Here is a 15,086-nt window from a genome sequence, read left to right as displayed (position 1 = left end):
GAGCATGCGCTGGAGGCTGTGGCGCGGCGGCTGGCGGGCGTCACGGCTGCGGTCGATGGCTTTGCGGAGCGCCAGCAGGATTTGCTCGGGCGCGACTACAGCGAGGACCTGGCGCTGATCCATCAGAGCTGTGAAGACCTGCGTGAGACGATCGATGCGCTGGCGGACAAGCCAGCACTTGTGCTGACACCCGAGATAATTGGTCGCCAGATTGAGACGGCGGGGCGGCAGGTGCGGAAGGATGCCGAGGCGGCCATGGCGGCTGCTCAGAACAATCTTCAGAATGCGGTCAGCGCGCTCGCCAGGATAACGGACTCGGTACGAACGGTGCGGCAGCAGAACCAATGGCTTGCCGGGGCTGCCGGCATAGCTCTTGTACTGGGTACGATGGGCGGGGCGATCATCTTGCCTGCGATCGACTGGGTTGTGCCAGAAGGCTGGCTGTGGCCTGAAAAGCGGGCAATGTCTGCATTGCACCGTAACGGGTGGGCAGCAGGAGAACGCTTGCTTCTGGTCTCCGATCCGGAGCGCTGGAAGGCCATCCAGGCCGCGGCAACATTGTCGGAGGAAAACAGCGGCGCCATCGAGAGATGTGCCAGGCGTGCCGCAGACCGGAAACTCCAAAGCGTCGGCTGCACAGTTGAGGTAGGGGCACGAGATTACTGAATTGCCCCACTTGAGCTTACCACTGGACCTCAAAGACTGTAACGTGGTGCCCAGCATTGGATAGAATCTGCGGCAGTTTTGCGCCCCAGTCCCAGTCATTAGGGGGCTGTGCCGCGTTTCCCAAAACCGGTCATTGCAAACGCGGGAGTTATGTCGGCTTTTGGCACAACATGCCAGGGCGCTCTGTGACCGCAGATGGGTGGAAAGCTGAAACTGCGTGTATGGCTTTAGGTTAATCCTTGGATTAACAAGTGCGAACAGGGGGATGGCAAAGAAGTGCCTGTAAGAGTATGTTGACGCAATGAGCGGCTTTGTCATGTTTTTTGGGGTGCCGGCAGGGCTTGCCATGATGGTTGCAGTGGCCTCAGGACGAATTCTGAAGAAGCAGCCCAACCTCGTCCCGCTGACATTAAGGGCGATGCTGGCCATCTGCTCTCCGGTATTTGCGGTCCTGCTTTTCTTTTATGTGTGGCAGCGGATTGATTACGCCATCCACGAGAGTTCGGGCGGCGGCGATTACATGGGGCCCATGACGATGCTTATCTATGGTGCACCGATCTTTGGCTTGATTTTCCTCGTTAGTGCATTCGTCGCGGCGTGCGTATTTGCCCGTACCTAGCCTCGTCCGCCCCGCGTTTATTGGCATGCAATCGTCTTTTCCCATAATGGTGCGACATTCTGATTGGATTGGCACCATATTCCAAACGGTACCTGCAGCCGAACGATCGCTTTGGGGTCGAGACCTGAAAGACAGATTTTTTCCAATCGTGGCGATTTCCGGCTGTTCTGCAAACGACCCCAATCCTGCCGTAGCTTGCGGGATAAGGCTCGGCGGAATTCTCCCAAACTTATGCCTCCGGCCGGACGTAACGCATAGCAACGTCGCATCTGGCATAGCGAGTGCCGTAATCAGCCATGATTGCGACATCATGCTGAAAGCCCGTCTTTTCGTAGAGGTGGATGGCTGCCGCACAGCGGCTGTTCGTCAGCAGGTAGAGGGGGTCGGCACCTAGCATGTGCGCCTTCTCTATGATCGCTTTCAAAAGGAATTCTCCAGCTTTGAGCCCGCGTGCTACCTTGCGAACTCCCATCTTGGTTAGCTCGAAACCGGTCGCGCTGGTTTTGTGCAGCGCGCACGTTCCAACTACTCCCATCCCAATTGCTTCTACAAACAAAATGGCCCCGCCGGAGTCGATGATGCTGGCGCGTGGGTTCTCCAGCGTCTTCCGGTCCGTCTCTTCAATGCTGAACATCTCGGAGATCCATTCGGCGTTGATATCTTGGAACTCGCGAGCAAGATCGTCGGAGTAATCCCGAATGAACAGAACCTCGGGTCGGGCTTGTGCCGCCAGCTCTTCAAGCGGGGTTGCAGCGAGTGCGTTTTCCACATCTGCAACGATAGCTAGAAGCTCGTCGGAGCGTCCCCCCAAAAGCTTATCAACCGCCTCGGTCACCTGCGGCCAGACAAATAGTTTTGCACGGGCGATTGCGGCGGCACCATCATTGGTGAGAGAAATGGTTCGGTGACGCTGATCGCTCCCGGTCTCCGACCTCACTAACCCCATGCCAATCAGCTGCCCGACGCCTCGAGTCACTCCAGGCTGGCTGATGCCGACAGCCTGCACGAGTTGGCCGATCGTCAGTTCCTGGCCGTCTAGAGCGACGAGCAGGGGCATGTGGGCGGGCTGTACCTCCAATCCAGCCCCGGTTATGACACACGCTGCCCCGGCTTGCATCCGCTCTCCCAATCGCTTGAGCCGGCTTCCAAGGAAGCCCGCGCCCATTTCCCGAATCACATCGTTCATGTCATCCCCATCACTTGATATATATCGCGTTATATGTCTGTATGACGGCTTGTATAGTGGGGAAAGGCAGGGCCCGGGCATGGCGATTATCAGACGGGCGGAGTTCCCAATCGACAGCGCGGCGGTTCTCGATATCTGGCGAGAGTTCATAGCCAACTCCCCGGTCAACCTTGATTACCAAAACAATGAAGTCGAGTTCGCGAGCTTCACCGAAAAGTATGCCGCTCCTTATGGCTGCGTTCTGCTCGCAGAGGTAGATGGCGTGGTCGGGGGATGCATCGCCATGCGAAAGGTCACCGCTAGCATTTGTGAGATGAAACGGTTGTATGTCCGTTCCGAAGCACGCGGTAAGCGCCTTGGTCGTGAACTGGCGGAGCAGCTGATCGCGGAGGCTCGTGCCGTTGGCTATCGTGAGATGCGTCTAGACGTGCAGGCGAAGTTCCTTGCCGCTCGACAGCTATATGCGGACCTCGGCTTCGTCGCGGCTGAACCGATTTCGTTCAACCCCGTCCCCGGAGCTTCATTTCTGGGACTTCATCTCTAGGTATCTGAGGACAGACTGCTGTCGGCGTCGAGAAGGCTGTCTCGCGACAGATTGCCGCTCTCAATATCCGCTGGCCAAGAAGCAGACTGTCGCAAATCCACCCAGTTTCGGCCATGGGATGCCCTGCAACGGCTGCCTGAAAGCTGACATGCGGCTTCACCCATTTCGTGGCCATGACCTGCCATTCAACAACCGGCCCAAATGCTGAACTTCTGGAACTGGCGATGATGCTGGTCAGCAAAGCGCCCCAAATCCGGTCAACCTGGCCAGCGATCGTCTACCGTGAAAACAGACATCGAGGCTGCGCGAAAAGCCGCGCTCGACGCTAAGCGAGGAATGAAAAGGAGTTGCCGAAATTGTGAAGCAGTACGGGGAGCAGCAGGCTGCCTGTCCGCAGGCGCAGCCATACGGCAATGAAAGATGGAATGCCGGTTAGCGCCATGATGACGGGATCGAAAGAAAAGCTACCCTCAGAATAGCCGAAAGCATGCGTCATACCGAACAGAAGGCACGACAGCACCGCGCCCCAGCCCCAGTCGACACCCAGGAGCCGCTTCCTGCCCCGAAACGCCTGATCGAGCGCGAAAAGCAGGATGCCGCGATAGAACGACTCCTCCTCCACGCCCGGCATCGTCAACTGGAACGCGACATCTTCCGCACTCGCCTGTCCTGACGGGAAAAGAATGGCGACCAGCACGAAGAAGCCGCAATAGGCACTCGCTACCGGCAGCGCCGCTTTAAGGCTGCCGGGTCCTTGCGCCAAAGTGAAGCCGGATCGGCGCAGACCAAAGACCGGGACTGCTGCAATCGCGAGCGTGGCGGCAAGCGCGGCAAGCGCGGCAAGCTTGCCCTGCCAGTTCCATTCCCCTCCGATCACGTCGGGCAGCAGACCGTAGCACCGGGTGAGCAAGGCATCATTGATCGCGACGAGTAGCGCGGCCATCAGGAGCCACCGGGGAGAGAAATTTCGGCGGTCGGCGATGCCAAGAGCTGTTCCGAGCAGGAGCAGAAGAGCAAGTGTTCCTGCCAGGCCGATCATTCCGTTCACGCGCTTGCCTTTCGCTGGTTGTGCGCGCTCTGCCTAGCTACCTATTGCCTGCCTGGCTCCTCAGAAGGCGGTATATCGCTCCTCAAAACCCGGCTTTTGCAGCGCGCGGGCCCCGTGCGACGGGCTGGTGAGCTGCGGTTCGGTATTCAGTCGGCGTGCATCCCCGAATAGCCCGGAACGCGCGATTGAAGCTGGCGAGCGAGGCAAAGCCGCTATCCAGCGCAATAGTGATGAGTTTGGCCTCGTTATCGCGTTCTTCCAGCAGACGACACGCCTCCACGACCCGATGGTGGTTCAGAAACGCGCGGAAATGATCATAACCCATTTGCTGATTGATGAGCGTCCGGACGTTGCGCTCCGGCGCTCCCATGAGAACAACGAACTGGGCGAAGGTCAGCTCGGGATCGAGATGCACGCGGTCCCTCTCGATCAGCACGGACAATCGGCGGTGCAGGGCTTCATCGGGGTGACGGTTACCCAGCGCGTCCGCAGAGCCCAGCCTCGCCGCGCCTTCAGCAACACCGAACGTCAGCACATCGGCCTGAATTGTCACCAATCGGCCTGCAAGCCACAGGCCGAAGAGGAGGATCATGGCGTTCTGTGTCATAGAGAAAGCAAGGGGCCGCCAATCGAAACCAAACAGCGCGTCCGCGGCCAGGTCGATAAGCAACATTCCGCCAAGCAGCACGGCCACAAGGGTGCGCGCGTAGTGGCGCTGTTGGATCAGGTCGCCCTGGCGCTCGTCCAGAAGCCGCCAGATTAGATGACCCACGATCGCAAAGCCCAGCAGCACCAGCCCATGCGACAGCCCGGCGTTGGCGAGCACGTCGCCGAACAGGCCGCGGTCAGTCGCGGCAATGGCGGCCCAGGCCAGCCCCACGACCAGAACACCGCCCTTCAACCGGAAGCGGCTATCGAAGCACGAGAGCGAAAACCACCACAAGAAAATGACCGTGAAGCCGCTGACGGCATGAGCGAAATTGCCTAGCAGCCCCATCGGCTGGAATGCCGAAAGCGGCGTATTGCCGACGACGAAACCGGCGACACACACTGCAAGAGGTGCAAACAGATGGCTGGGCAACCCCAGCCGCTGTCGGTGGATGAGCATGAGCCATGCAAGCAGGAGGAAAATGCATCCAGCGCCCAAGCGTATTGCGGTGTCGAATTCAGCGATGATCATGATGATCGGATAGCTGCAAATTGCATAGCCGACAGTACAAAACGCTTACCGCCTACCCTTCACTCGCTGATGGCGATGTGAGCGGATCGACTTGCTCCCACGACCGGCCAGCCAGCTATCGGATCACTGGCACCAAAACCGGCATTTCTTTTTCGACCCCGTTCTGGTCAATCCAACGACGTTTGGACGTGCAGAAAGCGAATCAACAAGATGGTAGATCGGTCGCTGCAAGGCGGATCGAAACTTCCTCACATGCCGCAGCTAGAGTTGCCAGTTAGGGTTGATCCACGTCCAATACGAAGCCGTGCTGCTTGGGTCCTATGGTCGCGCCTACTTCGCTGTCCCGTTGCGTTCAGCTTCGAGCCGGTTCGCGAGCAGACCGCGGGACCGCGCGACGTATGTGCGGCATGCGCCGGGTTTGTCGTTGTATCGCCCTTCGCCTGCATTGTCGGGGTGCGCGGAGATAAGGATGTCGCATGGCAGTCCATCCATTAGACGGTGGCTCAGCGTGAAGGCTCTGACGATCGGCTCGCTTGACGGTGCGGTGTAGCGGTAGCCTTGGGCGGATGCAGGGTTGAGGCTGGACGCAAAGACGATCGCCTTGCACACCTGAACCTCGCATGCCCGCCAGCTCCAACTCATGCTGCCCATGGTGTGCCCTGGCGTGGCGTGCGCGGTTATCGCCGTGTGGCCGAGATGTATTTCTTCGCCGTCCTCGACCACCCGGATCTGTGTCACGCGCGGCCAGACGCCGCCATAAGCGAACTGAGGGTCATCCTCCAGGAGCGCTCCAGCCCGCAAGCCATCCGCACCCCGGGCGCTCGCAATCACCGTCGCGCCGGTGTCACGGGCCAGCGCCGGAAGGCCGCCGCTATGGTCATAATGCGGCTCGGTGCTCAGAATAATTTTGATGTCTTTGGGGTCGAACCCCAAGCTGCGTACATTGTCCAGGATCGCCGGTGCCGCTTGCGGCAGCGCGCCGTCAATGAGCACCAGCCCCGCACCCGTATCGATCAGCGCCACGCTCAGGCCGGCGAACCCCACGAGATAACTGCCACCGAAAATTTTCTCGGGCGGCAAAGGCGCAAGCCATCTCTCCGCTCTTTTTAGCTCCATCGGTCTTGTCAGCGGGTCGTCTTCTACATGCGGCGCTGAGTCGAGGGCCGCGCCCGCGACCACCGGCGCCCGCGCTTCCTGCGCATTGCACCCCGCCATTCCGCTCATGCCCGCGAGCCAAGCCGCAACTGTCATTAGTTTGATCATCTTTCTTCCTTTCGCCCCCGGAATGCCAATCGGCCAAGCGCGCGACAAAGCATGATTTCTCGACAAAGCCATGAGAATATTTGATGGGTAGGTGATGGATCGCGCCCAACTCCCACTCAACGCCCTGCGTGCTTTCGAGGCAGCGGCACGTCATCTCAACTTCACCCGCGCTGCGATCGAGCTTTGCGTCAGCCAAGGCGCGGTCAGTCATCAGGTCGCGCAGTTGGAACGCCGCCTGGGCGCACGCCTCTTTCACAGACTACCGCGTGGGCTCGCACTCACTGACGAAGGTCTCGTGCTTGTTCCCGTACTTGCCGAGATGTTTGATCGTGTGGGCGCGACGCTCGACCAGTACGGCGAAGGCCGCTTCCGGGAACTCCTGAAAGTCGGCGTCGTGGGCACCTTTGCAACCGGCTGGTTGCTCCCGAGGCTCGACATCTTTGCCCGCGCCCACCCGTCGATTGATCTGCGTATCTCGACCAACAACAACCGCGTTGACCTTGTCGCCGAAGGGCTAGATTTCGCGATCCGCTTCGGCGATGGCGCGTGGCACGGCACCCATGCCGAACCACTGCTCAGGGCGCCGATGACTCCGGTCTGCGCTCCAGCAATTGCAGCACGGCTCAAATCCCCCGCCGATCTCGTCCACGAGCGGCTATTGCGCTCTTATCGCCCTGATGAATGGGCGTTATGGTTCGACGCTGTCGGCGTACCCGCCCCAAATCTCCGCGGTCCCATTTTCGATAGTGCGGCGCTGATGGGATCCGCCGCCGCCGCCGGTCTCGGCATCGCACTGGTGCCAGCGGGGATGCTCACCCGCGAGCTCGCGTCAGAATTGCTCGTCCAACCATTCCCGATCGAGGTCGATGTAGGCCGCTACTGGCTCACTCGCCTGATATCGCGTCCCGAAAATGCAGCAATGCGGCACTTTCGCGATTGGCTGATGGAAGAGATGAGCAGTGCCTCCCTTCAATCCTCACCGTAGGTGCGCGATCCACCCATTTCCGGTCACGCCGGGCCTAGCAACGCCTTGCCGAAAGCCGACCTGCGGCTTCGGCGCTTTGACAGCCAGGACCTGCCATACAGCTAGCGGCCCATTTGCCGAAATTCAGGAACCGGCAAAGCGGCCGTTCAGCAAAGCGCCCCAATATCGGTCGTTGAAGCTCGCGCACCGATTGCCTGAAAGCGGACATTGTTGTCGATCGGCCCGAACAGCCGGGCCTGGGACAAACCCGTCATTTATTGCTGCTATCGAGAAGGTCCGGTTAAGCCGGAACCAGCCATTCCTGAAACGGCGAGGCTGGCTACGGCGAAGACTGCATCTGGGCCGATTGCAAATGCCAGCTTTGCGTCGGCTGAGCTCGAAAACTCGCCGTTCGGTCCATCGGGAGCCACGTCAATCGATGACGGTTAAGGAGATGCCTGCGAGCTTTGACAGCGCTTGGTAGCACCGTACTATGCCACCGTGGCAACAAGCGGTTTCATGAAAGGCCTGACTTTGTTCACTATTGTTCGGCATAAGCGGGCATCATGAGAAAATCTGTCATCGCTATTGCCATCGTCGTTGCAACATTCGCCGCATGGATATTGATCTTCGGTACGGGGACGAAAATCTACAGGTTCGACGGCCTGGAAGGCCCAGTCGCGGACACGCAGTTGAGCGTTGCCGTGCCCGCGCAAATCAGCAACTATGAAAACGGAGGCACAAGCCGATTGGCGGTTCTGGTGACAGACCCTGCGTCCGACTGGCTTGGCCTAGTGCGTGGGTTCAAGGCTCATGGCATCCCCTTCATGATGACACAGGATCCAGCGCGTGCGTTGCAGCACGATGTCGTGCTGGCGTATCCATCCATTTCCGGACGATCATTGTCTGCGCCGGCGCTTCGCGGTTTGGCCAACCATATCCGAAGTGGGGGCACAGTTGTGACGTTCGATCTTGCAGGGGGCGGATTGGGAGAGCTGTTTGGCGTCGCATCCCAGGCCGCTGGCCGCAGCCGATCTGAGATCCGCTGGCTCGATCGCTCGCCGGACGCCAAAACTCGGCTGACCCGCTTCAATTCGCCGCGCGCCGAAGTGCAGGTCGGCAGCAACGGCATCGTTCCGACGACTGCCGTGCGCATGGCCGACTTCGACGACGGGACCGCAGCTGCGGTATGCCGACGCGTCGGGGGACGCGCCTGTATCCTAGGGGTTGATCTGGGCGCGCTGACCAACCGCGCAATGAACGGTCGTGCCGAGCAGGTCTCTGCCGAGGCGGTCAACAGCTACGACCCGGGCCTCGACCTGATCTACCGCTGGATCCGCGACCTGTATGTCCAGGACGAGGACATGCCCTATCTGATCGGCACCGCGCCAGCTGGGCAAGAGGGCAGCCTGATCCTGACCCATGACGTCGATTTTACGCGCTCGGTGGAAAACGCGCCGCTGTTTGCGAAAGCCATAAGAGACCGCGGTCAGTCTGCGACATTTTTTATCCAGACCAAGGTCATCCGCGACTGGAATGACGACGTCTTCTTCAATGATGACAATATTGCGCCGCTACGTGATGTCGGGCGGGATATGGAGATCGCCAGCCACAGCGTTTCGCATTCGCGCACATTTACATCGTTCCCGCTTGGTAGCGGATCGGAGAGTTATCCCGATTATCGCCCATTTGTTCAAAGTGCGACCGAAACGCGCAACGGGACGCTTTTGGGCGAATTGCGGGTATCGCGGTATTTGCTCGAGAAGATATTGGCAAAGCACGTGGTGTCGTTCCGCCCGGGCTATCTCGCAAATCATGCCGCTCTTCCCGAAGCCCTCGCGACAACCAGATATCGCTATTCTTCTACCCTGACCGCCAATACCGCCTTGACGCATCTTCCCTATCAACTGGCCCATGCCCGTTCGGGCAATGCACTGGTACCGGTCTGGGAGTTCCCGGTTACAATCGAGGATGAAAAACCTCCGCGCCTAGGCGACCGTTTCGATGCGGCAGTGGAAGTGATCGACAATATCGCGCGCGATGGCGGTGTGGCGGTAGTGCTGATCCACCCCGATATGGTCGGACACAAGCTTCGGTTCGAGGAACGTCTGATCGACCATTATGGCAAACGGCTGTGGATCGGTTCGCTGGGGCAGTTTGGAAGCTGGTGGAGCGCAAGGAGCCTTGCGGAAGTGGATTTCGACGGAGAGACCCTGGAAGTACAGGCCCCCGAGGCTGTCGAAAATCTGGTTATCCGTTTCCCGAAAACCGGCAAATCACTCATTCTTGACGGGATCGAGGGTTCTCGTCGGATACCGGTTGCGAGCCGCTGACAGGGCTTGGATCTCGCTGACGCGACGACCATGCGAGGCCATGGTAGCTGATCCCGGCGAAGGATTCCCAGGCAGATGCTACGCGCGCAACATCCTCTGCCGCTTCCATCATCGCCCGTTCGTTGCCCAAAAAGCTGATCCGGTCGGATCGCGTTTGGACCTTGCCACGGCTGGCGTACATCTTGGCACCTGGTACCACCTGAGGCTCTGATAAATGGGTAGCAGTCACCTGGCCCGCCGTCTCGACCAAAGCCAGCTGTCCGCTGGTGGCTGGCACGAAGGTCTCCTCGACCTCGGAGGGGACCGGCCCTGCCTCCAGTGCGATCCGGACACGCTTGTGGGCTGACCCACCCCAATTCAGCAGCGGTTGGGCCAAATGAGCAGCGAGCGCACCATCGGCGCGGTAGCTCATGACGGTCACCGCATTCACTGACGCTTCGACATCTCGCAGGAATTGCGCACCGGCTGGTTCGCTGGCAACCCAGAACGGCAGGACAAGATGGAGCTGACCATTCACAGCGTCGGCCAAGGCATTGACCGCATTGCTCCAGGCCTTGTGATCGACCGGCGCTGTTCCCCAACCGGGCAGAACATACGGTTCGATGTCATACTGAACACCGGACAGTCGCGCGGCTGCAGGCGCGCTTTTCTGAAAGCGCGCTATCGCCCGCGCGCGATCAAGCGCGTTGGCCAGGCCTTCGGGTAGCACCATGCGCGGATCGCCTTCGACGGCTTCGACCGATATTCCGGCACCTGAAGCCGCCCTGAGGAACCGCGTCAGCTCCGCCGCGTGCTCAACCTGTCCGCCGGCGATATCCAGCGTAATATACAGATGCTTCAAACGCCGCTCAATCGCCGGGCGCAGGAGCGCGTCGCTGTCCTCCTGCCATGCCTGGGGGTGCCATGCCCATGCACCAGAGTCCAGCGCGCGAGGCGGGTGCGTGGGTGCCAGACGAAGATCGGTCACCCGCAATGACCCACCCGACTGGGGCCCAAGGATTACCAGCTGGAGAGGTCCATCTGCTCGCGGTGGAAGCGCGAGGTTCAGCTGCCCTGAAGCGGCCTTGGCAGCAGTCGCGTCTTCGCCCAAATTGACAAACTGAAGACGGAATTCCTTTGAGCCTTTAGTCTCGACGAGCGCTCGGGCAGCCGCGCCGGGTGGCAGCTTCCCGTAAAACCGAATGAGAACGCCTTCCGGATCAAATCCTTCCGCGCAGGATACGACAATGTCTGCGGCCGACCTTTCCGCAGCGCAACGCTCGCTGCCGCCAAAGGGTACGATTGCGGCCAAGTCACGCAGGTCCTCCAGCAAGCGCAAATCGGGAGTGCTGGAGGTTTGCTCCGGTTTGCGAATGAAGAGCCTCGTTTTATTTTCGGAAGTGGACAGCACCAGATACTCTGCATCAGACGGCCAGCGGGGCAGGAGGTGGGTGATGCTGCCGGACGGCCCGGGCTGCTGAAGCTGTTGCGCCTGCGCGGCTGATGAAGCGACAGAAATGCTGAATATCCCTATTACCATGACAAGCGTGCGCAGCATCCTCAAGGCGACTGGGCTGCGAGTGGTAACTGGCAAGCGAATGGGTCGATCCTTTGTCATGCCACTTCGCCCATCAGGCGACACATGCCAAACGCGCTCGATGGCATTGTACAAACCTACGCGGAATCTGTAATCCCCTGAATATTATCCAAAGCTAACGCCGCGCTGACACTCAGACGGTATCGCCCCGATATCGCAGCCAGCATGCGGGTGACTGAGAGACGAATTTTTCCTCCCGCTCAGCCTTCCGGGGATAACCTTGACTACCATGAGGCCACAGCCCGCCCTTCACGTGACCGAGCTGGAGCTTCAACTTGCACGCTCTGAGGCCAGATACCGTGATTTGCTGGAGCCGGCACCCGATGCCATGGTCGTTGTCGACGAGAGCGGGATGATCGTCCTGGTCAACGAACTTACCGAAAAAGTTCGGATATCTGCGCGACGAGCTGCTCGGTCAGAATATTACCAAGATCATTCCAACCGGCTTTGCCGAACGATTAATTGCCGCTGGTAGCCGATCTTCTGCCGAAGCGCTTGACCAGTCTTTCGGGACTGGCCTTGAGCCTGTCGCACTGCGCAAGATTGGCGGGCAATTCCCGATTGAGATCATGCTTAGCCCTTTGCAAGGACCGGATGGCGTGCTTATTATGGCGGCGAACAAAGCACAAATAATCATGTCCAAGGCCGGAATGCGGGATCTTGCTCGAATGTCCAAAGGCGCACAACCCCTCGAGAGTACGTGCCGTTCGGAGTTTGACCCAGCAGCTTCGCTTCATCAGTGCCGGGCCGCCGCAGATTATGTAGAACTTTTTGCGTTCCCGGCGCTGCATGCTGTCGACGACCCTAAGGGAACGAGTGCCGCGACACGTGATTTTGCGGTCGAATTTGACATCAGCTGATACCGCAGACACCAAAGTTTTACCAAATCTTGGCACTTGAACACTGAGAAAAATTTTTACAACCCAAGGCCTGAATGCTGAAGAACGACCCGAACCATAAATTCGACCGTCATCGTGCACTTACGATTGGGGCTCTGGCTGCGATCTTGCTGAGCCTGGCCAGCATCTATGTTCTGATGAGATCAGAATTTGCTGGCGCCACCCAGCTTGGCCGCACAGCCGAGCAGACATGGCAAACACGAAGTCTGCTTGCACAGTTTCAGGAGGTTCAGCTTGATGCTGAGACCGCTGTCAGAGGTTATGCGATCACCGGAAACGAAGCGTTCTTGGAACCCTATCTGACAGCGGCGGCTCGTCGCGATGCGCTGCTAGCCGAACTCCGCTTGCAGGCAGATCAAGCGATTGTTGACAGTCTGCCGCGGCTCGAGCGGCTGTCGGCCCTGCAATTTTCGAACGCTGAGCTCAACGCGCGCGATGTGCGGGAAGGGCGTGCGGAAAATGCGCAAGGCCGCATCGCCGAGGGTCGCGGTAAGCGCCTTATGGATGAAATCCGCGCCGAAGTCCGCGCCCTGACCGCAATCGAAGAACGCCGCCTCGATGCCTTGGGTCGCGCTAGCCGCGACACGAGCGCCGATATTGAGCGGGGCCTGACGCTGCTTCTGCTCGCAATTGCAGTTTTGCTCGCACTGCTGACGCTTATGGTCAGTCGCTCCGCCCGGGGCAGGCTCGAGGCGCTGGCTCAAACGGAGCGGTTGGCCGCCCGACAGAGCGCGATGTTTGATGGCGCCGACGATGCAATGTTGTTGCTCGACAAAGGGGGTTTCATAATCCGCCTAAATCCCAGTGTTGTCCGCATATTTGGCCATTCGGCCGACGATCTTTGTGGGAAGCACAATACCATTCTCATGGCTGAGACAGTCAGCATCGAGGACAGCCAAGCCTGGCTTGCCCGCGTTGGTAAGGCTACAATCGAAGGCGCAGGGCGTAAGCTGGAATTTACCGGTCGGCGTGCCGACGGTAGCACCTTCGAGACAGAAATAGCCGTCAGTCTCGTCGAGGAAGGCGGGGACAACCAATATGTCGCCGCCATTCGTGACATTTCACTGCGTAAGCGCGCGGAGCGGATGAAAAGCGAATTCGTTTCCACTGTCAGCCATGAATTGCGCACCCCGCTGACCTCGATTGGCGGATCGCTGGGCCTCCTGGCGGGCGGTGCTGTGGGTGAGCTGAACGAAAAGGCTGCGCGACTGGTGAATATTGCGCACAGCAATTGCGAGCGCCTGATCCGGTTGATCAACGACATCCTCGACATCGAAAAAATCGAATCCGGCAAGATGACATTCGACCTCCGCAAATTGACGATCGGGCCGTTAATCAAGCGTACGATCGAAGCCAATCGCCAATATGCTGACGACCATGGCGTCAAGATTGAGGTAACACTGTCCCCTTGGCCGCAATGCATAATCGGAGACCCTGATCGCCTTGAACAGGTGCTGACCAACCTTGTTTCCAACGCCATCAAACATTCGCCCAACGGTGAGACGGTCAGCCTGCGAACGGAGCAACGAGGCCGTGATGTTCGGATTGAGGTGCTGGATCGAGGATCTGGGGTGCCGGAGAGCTTCCGAACCCAGATTTTCGCGAAGTTTGCCATGGCAGACAATTCGGATGCCCGCACACGCGGAGGAACAGGACTGGGCCTTGCGATCGTGCGTGAAATTGCCGAACGCCATGGTGGCCGTGCAGGATTTCTGGACCGCCCCGGGGGCGGCAGTATCTTTTATGTTGATTTGCCGCTGGCACAGGAGGCTCCCGCGCAGGCCAGCGGATTGCAGGAGGGATTGCCGGTAGTTCTCCATATCGATGACGATCTCGATTGCCTGAGCGTCGTGGAAAGTGCGTTCCTGGGGCGGGCCTCGCTGCTTTCGGTCGGGTCGCTGGCCGCCGCGCGCGACTTGCTGACGACACATGACAACATCGAGGCCTGTATCGTCGACGTATCACTGGACCACGAAAACGGCCTTGATCTGTTGCCCGCCATTCGCGTGGCCTTGCCCAGTGTACCCGTCATATTGTTTACCGCGCTTGACGACCTACACCCCGGCGCCGATGCGGACGCAGTGTTCGTCAAGAGCCGCACGCCGTTCGAGGCGCTCGTCGAAACCACCATGGCTTTGATCGTTCGCGCACGCAGGGACGCCCAATGACCCGTATACTGTATGTCGATGACGAGCCGGATATCCGCGAAGTTGCCGAGCTTTCGCTTTGTCTTGATCCTGATTTCGATGTGCGCACGGCCTCTTCCGGGGCGCTGGCGTTGGAAATCGTTGCAGAGTGGGTACCTGACGTCATCCTGCTCGATGTCATGATGCCCGGGATGGATGGCCCATCGACTCTCGCGCGTTTACGTGAGAGGGACGCTACAGCGGCGGTGCCAGTGGTCTTTGTGACTGCCCGTGCGCAGTCCAGCGAGATGCAAAGCTTTGCAACGCTCGATGCCATCGGGGTCATTGCCAAGCCGTTCGATCCCATGACCCTCGCAAAGCAGGTAAGGACCTTGTTGGAATGAGCCCGCTCGACGCAAAGTTAGCCGCGCTGCGATCTAGGTTGGCCGCGCGGCTTGTCGATGAGCACGCCGCATTCGAGACTTTGCTGCTAAGGGACGATCGCGAAGGAATGGCCGTTCGGGCGCATAAATTGGCCGGCATAGCGGGCATGCTCGGCGCAGCCGACGTCGGTGAACTGGCGCAGGAGCTAGAAGAGGCGATATCGACCAGAACCGACTTTGCGGCAAAGGCAAATAGCCTGATCGCGCTTCTGGGTACTTATACCGCCGAGACCTGAAAA

At 59.3% G+C, this 15,086-nt stretch carries 15 protein-coding genes; 10 read left to right on the top strand and 5 right to left on the bottom strand.

The window, feature by feature from the left end; all coding sequences use genetic code 11:
* The coding region (locus IEW00_RS13475; RefSeq protein ID WP_188514915.1) for a DUF6118 family protein at positions 1–666 on the top strand (666 nt) is incomplete at its 5' end.
* A 301-nt stretch (positions 667–967) separates the two neighbouring features.
* The gene (locus IEW00_RS13470) at positions 968–1,285 is read left to right on the top strand and encodes a hypothetical protein (RefSeq protein ID WP_188514914.1); all 318 of its coding nucleotides are present in this window, start codon (positions 968–970) and stop codon (positions 1,283–1,285) included.
* A 229-nt stretch (positions 1,286–1,514) separates the two neighbouring features.
* Here IEW00_RS13470 and IEW00_RS13465 read toward each other — a convergent pair whose 3' ends face one another.
* Entirely contained in the window at positions 1,515–2,471 is a 957-nt protein-coding gene (locus tag IEW00_RS13465) for a bifunctional helix-turn-helix transcriptional regulator/GNAT family N-acetyltransferase (protein ID WP_188514913.1), read from the bottom strand.
* Between the two features lie 79 nt (positions 2,472–2,550).
* Between IEW00_RS13465 and IEW00_RS13460 the strand changes: the two genes are divergently transcribed.
* Complete coding sequence (locus IEW00_RS13460) at positions 2,551–3,015, top strand: GNAT family N-acetyltransferase (RefSeq protein ID WP_188514912.1); 465 nt, start codon at positions 2,551–2,553, stop codon at positions 3,013–3,015.
* Between the two features lie 325 nt (positions 3,016–3,340).
* Here the strand turns inward: IEW00_RS13460 and IEW00_RS13455 are convergent, their stop codons facing one another.
* The 3 genes from IEW00_RS13455 to bla all read right to left on the bottom strand — a co-directional run bounded on the left by IEW00_RS13455 (position 3,341) and on the right by bla (position 6,506).
* The gene (locus tag IEW00_RS13455) at positions 3,341–4,054 is read right to left on the bottom strand and encodes a CPBP family intramembrane glutamic endopeptidase, BDIM_20840 family (RefSeq protein ID WP_229737040.1); all 714 of its coding nucleotides are present in this window, start codon (positions 4,052–4,054) and stop codon (positions 3,341–3,343) included.
* A gap of 91 nt (positions 4,055–4,145) precedes the next feature.
* Positions 4,146–5,243, bottom strand: a complete 1,098-nt coding sequence (locus IEW00_RS13450) for a helix-turn-helix domain-containing protein (RefSeq protein ID WP_188514910.1) — start codon at positions 5,241–5,243, stop codon at positions 4,146–4,148.
* A gap of 330 nt (positions 5,244–5,573) precedes the next feature.
* Positions 5,574–6,506: a subclass B3 metallo-beta-lactamase gene (gene bla / locus IEW00_RS13445; protein WP_188514909.1), complete on the bottom strand. Its 933-nt coding sequence runs from the start codon at positions 6,504–6,506 to the stop codon at positions 5,574–5,576.
* Between the two features lie 94 nt (positions 6,507–6,600).
* Between bla and IEW00_RS13440 the strand changes: the two genes are divergently transcribed.
* Both IEW00_RS13440 and IEW00_RS13435 read left to right on the top strand, forming a co-directional pair.
* Positions 6,601–7,491, top strand: a complete 891-nt coding sequence (locus IEW00_RS13440; RefSeq protein ID WP_188514908.1) for a LysR family transcriptional regulator — start codon at positions 6,601–6,603, stop codon at positions 7,489–7,491.
* A 545-nt stretch (positions 7,492–8,036) separates the two neighbouring features.
* The gene (locus IEW00_RS13435) at positions 8,037–9,803 is read left to right on the top strand and encodes a polysaccharide deacetylase family protein (RefSeq protein ID WP_188514907.1); all 1,767 of its coding nucleotides are present in this window, start codon (positions 8,037–8,039) and stop codon (positions 9,801–9,803) included.
* Here the strand turns inward: IEW00_RS13435 and IEW00_RS13430 are convergent.
* A complete protein-coding gene (locus IEW00_RS13430) occupies positions 9,751–11,340 on the bottom strand; it encodes a hypothetical protein (protein WP_188514906.1) in 1,590 nt (529 codons plus the stop codon). The two genes, IEW00_RS13435 and IEW00_RS13430, sit on opposite strands and share 53 nt — an antisense overlap.
* 268 nt (positions 11,341–11,608) lie before the next feature.
* Here IEW00_RS13430 and IEW00_RS17690 point away from each other — a divergent pair, with 268 nt between their 5' ends.
* The 5 genes from IEW00_RS17690 (at position 11,609) to IEW00_RS13405 (ending at position 15,083) form a co-directional block, all read left to right on the top strand.
* A complete protein-coding gene (locus tag IEW00_RS17690) occupies positions 11,609–11,854 on the top strand; it encodes a PAS domain S-box protein (protein WP_373282644.1) in 246 nt (81 codons plus the stop codon).
* Positions 11,855–11,987: 133 nt separating this feature from the next.
* Positions 11,988–12,239 (top strand): hypothetical protein, encoded by a 252-nt coding sequence (locus IEW00_RS13420; protein ID WP_188514904.1) that lies wholly within the window; start codon positions 11,988–11,990, stop codon positions 12,237–12,239.
* A 74-nt stretch (positions 12,240–12,313) separates the two neighbouring features.
* Positions 12,314–14,446 carry an ATP-binding protein gene (locus IEW00_RS13415; protein WP_188514903.1) on the top strand — a complete coding sequence of 711 codons (2,133 nt, stop codon included), beginning with the start codon at positions 12,314–12,316 and terminating at the stop codon, positions 14,444–14,446.
* The gene (locus IEW00_RS13410) at positions 14,443–14,808 is read left to right on the top strand and encodes a response regulator (RefSeq protein ID WP_188514902.1); all 366 of its coding nucleotides are present in this window, start codon (positions 14,443–14,445) and stop codon (positions 14,806–14,808) included. The genes IEW00_RS13415 and IEW00_RS13410 overlap by 4 nt, the downstream gene beginning before the upstream one ends.
* On the top strand, positions 14,805–15,083 hold the full coding sequence (locus IEW00_RS13405; protein ID WP_188514901.1) for an Hpt domain-containing protein: 279 nt from the start codon (positions 14,805–14,807) through the stop codon (positions 15,081–15,083). The genes IEW00_RS13410 and IEW00_RS13405 overlap by 4 nt, the downstream gene beginning before the upstream one ends.
* Positions 15,084–15,086 lie beyond the last annotated feature (3 nt).

Source organism: Blastomonas aquatica, from assembly GCF_014639875.1.
Taxonomy (GTDB): Bacteria; Pseudomonadota; Alphaproteobacteria; order Sphingomonadales; family Sphingomonadaceae; genus Blastomonas; species Blastomonas aquatica.
This window is presented reverse-complemented; position numbering and strand designations above follow the sequence as displayed.

Excerpts from the sequence above, each read along its gene's own strand:
- IEW00_RS13440 (WP_188514908.1), top strand. The coding sequence starts at position 6,601 with ATGGATCGCGCCCAACTCCCACTCAACGCCCTGCGTGCTTTCGAGGCA.
- IEW00_RS13405 (WP_188514901.1), top strand. The coding sequence starts at position 14,805 with ATGAGCCCGCTCGACGCAAAGTTAGCCGCGCTGCGATCTAGGTTGGCC.
- IEW00_RS13435 (WP_188514907.1), top strand. The coding sequence starts at position 8,037 with ATGAGAAAATCTGTCATCGCTATTGCCATCGTCGTTGCAACATTCGCC.
- IEW00_RS13450 (WP_188514910.1), bottom strand. The coding sequence starts at position 5,243 with ATGATCATCGCTGAATTCGACACCGCAATACGCTTGGGCGCTGGATGC.
- IEW00_RS13460 (WP_188514912.1), top strand. The coding sequence starts at position 2,551 with ATGGCGATTATCAGACGGGCGGAGTTCCCAATCGACAGCGCGGCGGTT.
- IEW00_RS13420 (WP_188514904.1), top strand. The coding sequence starts at position 11,988 with ATGGCGGCGAACAAAGCACAAATAATCATGTCCAAGGCCGGAATGCGG.
- IEW00_RS13470 (WP_188514914.1), top strand. The coding sequence starts at position 968 with ATGAGCGGCTTTGTCATGTTTTTTGGGGTGCCGGCAGGGCTTGCCATG.
- IEW00_RS13465 (WP_188514913.1), bottom strand. The coding sequence starts at position 2,471 with ATGAACGATGTGATTCGGGAAATGGGCGCGGGCTTCCTTGGAAGCCGG.
- IEW00_RS13415 (WP_188514903.1), top strand. The coding sequence starts at position 12,314 with ATGCTGAAGAACGACCCGAACCATAAATTCGACCGTCATCGTGCACTT.
- IEW00_RS13410 (WP_188514902.1), top strand. The coding sequence starts at position 14,443 with ATGACCCGTATACTGTATGTCGATGACGAGCCGGATATCCGCGAAGTT.
- IEW00_RS13455 (WP_229737040.1), bottom strand. The coding sequence starts at position 4,054 with ATGATCGGCCTGGCAGGAACACTTGCTCTTCTGCTCCTGCTCGGAACA.
- IEW00_RS17690 (WP_373282644.1), top strand. The coding sequence starts at position 11,609 with ATGAGGCCACAGCCCGCCCTTCACGTGACCGAGCTGGAGCTTCAACTT.
- IEW00_RS13430 (WP_188514906.1), bottom strand. The coding sequence starts at position 11,340 with ATGCTGCGCACGCTTGTCATGGTAATAGGGATATTCAGCATTTCTGTC.
- bla (WP_188514909.1), bottom strand. The coding sequence starts at position 6,506 with ATGATCAAACTAATGACAGTTGCGGCTTGGCTCGCGGGCATGAGCGGA.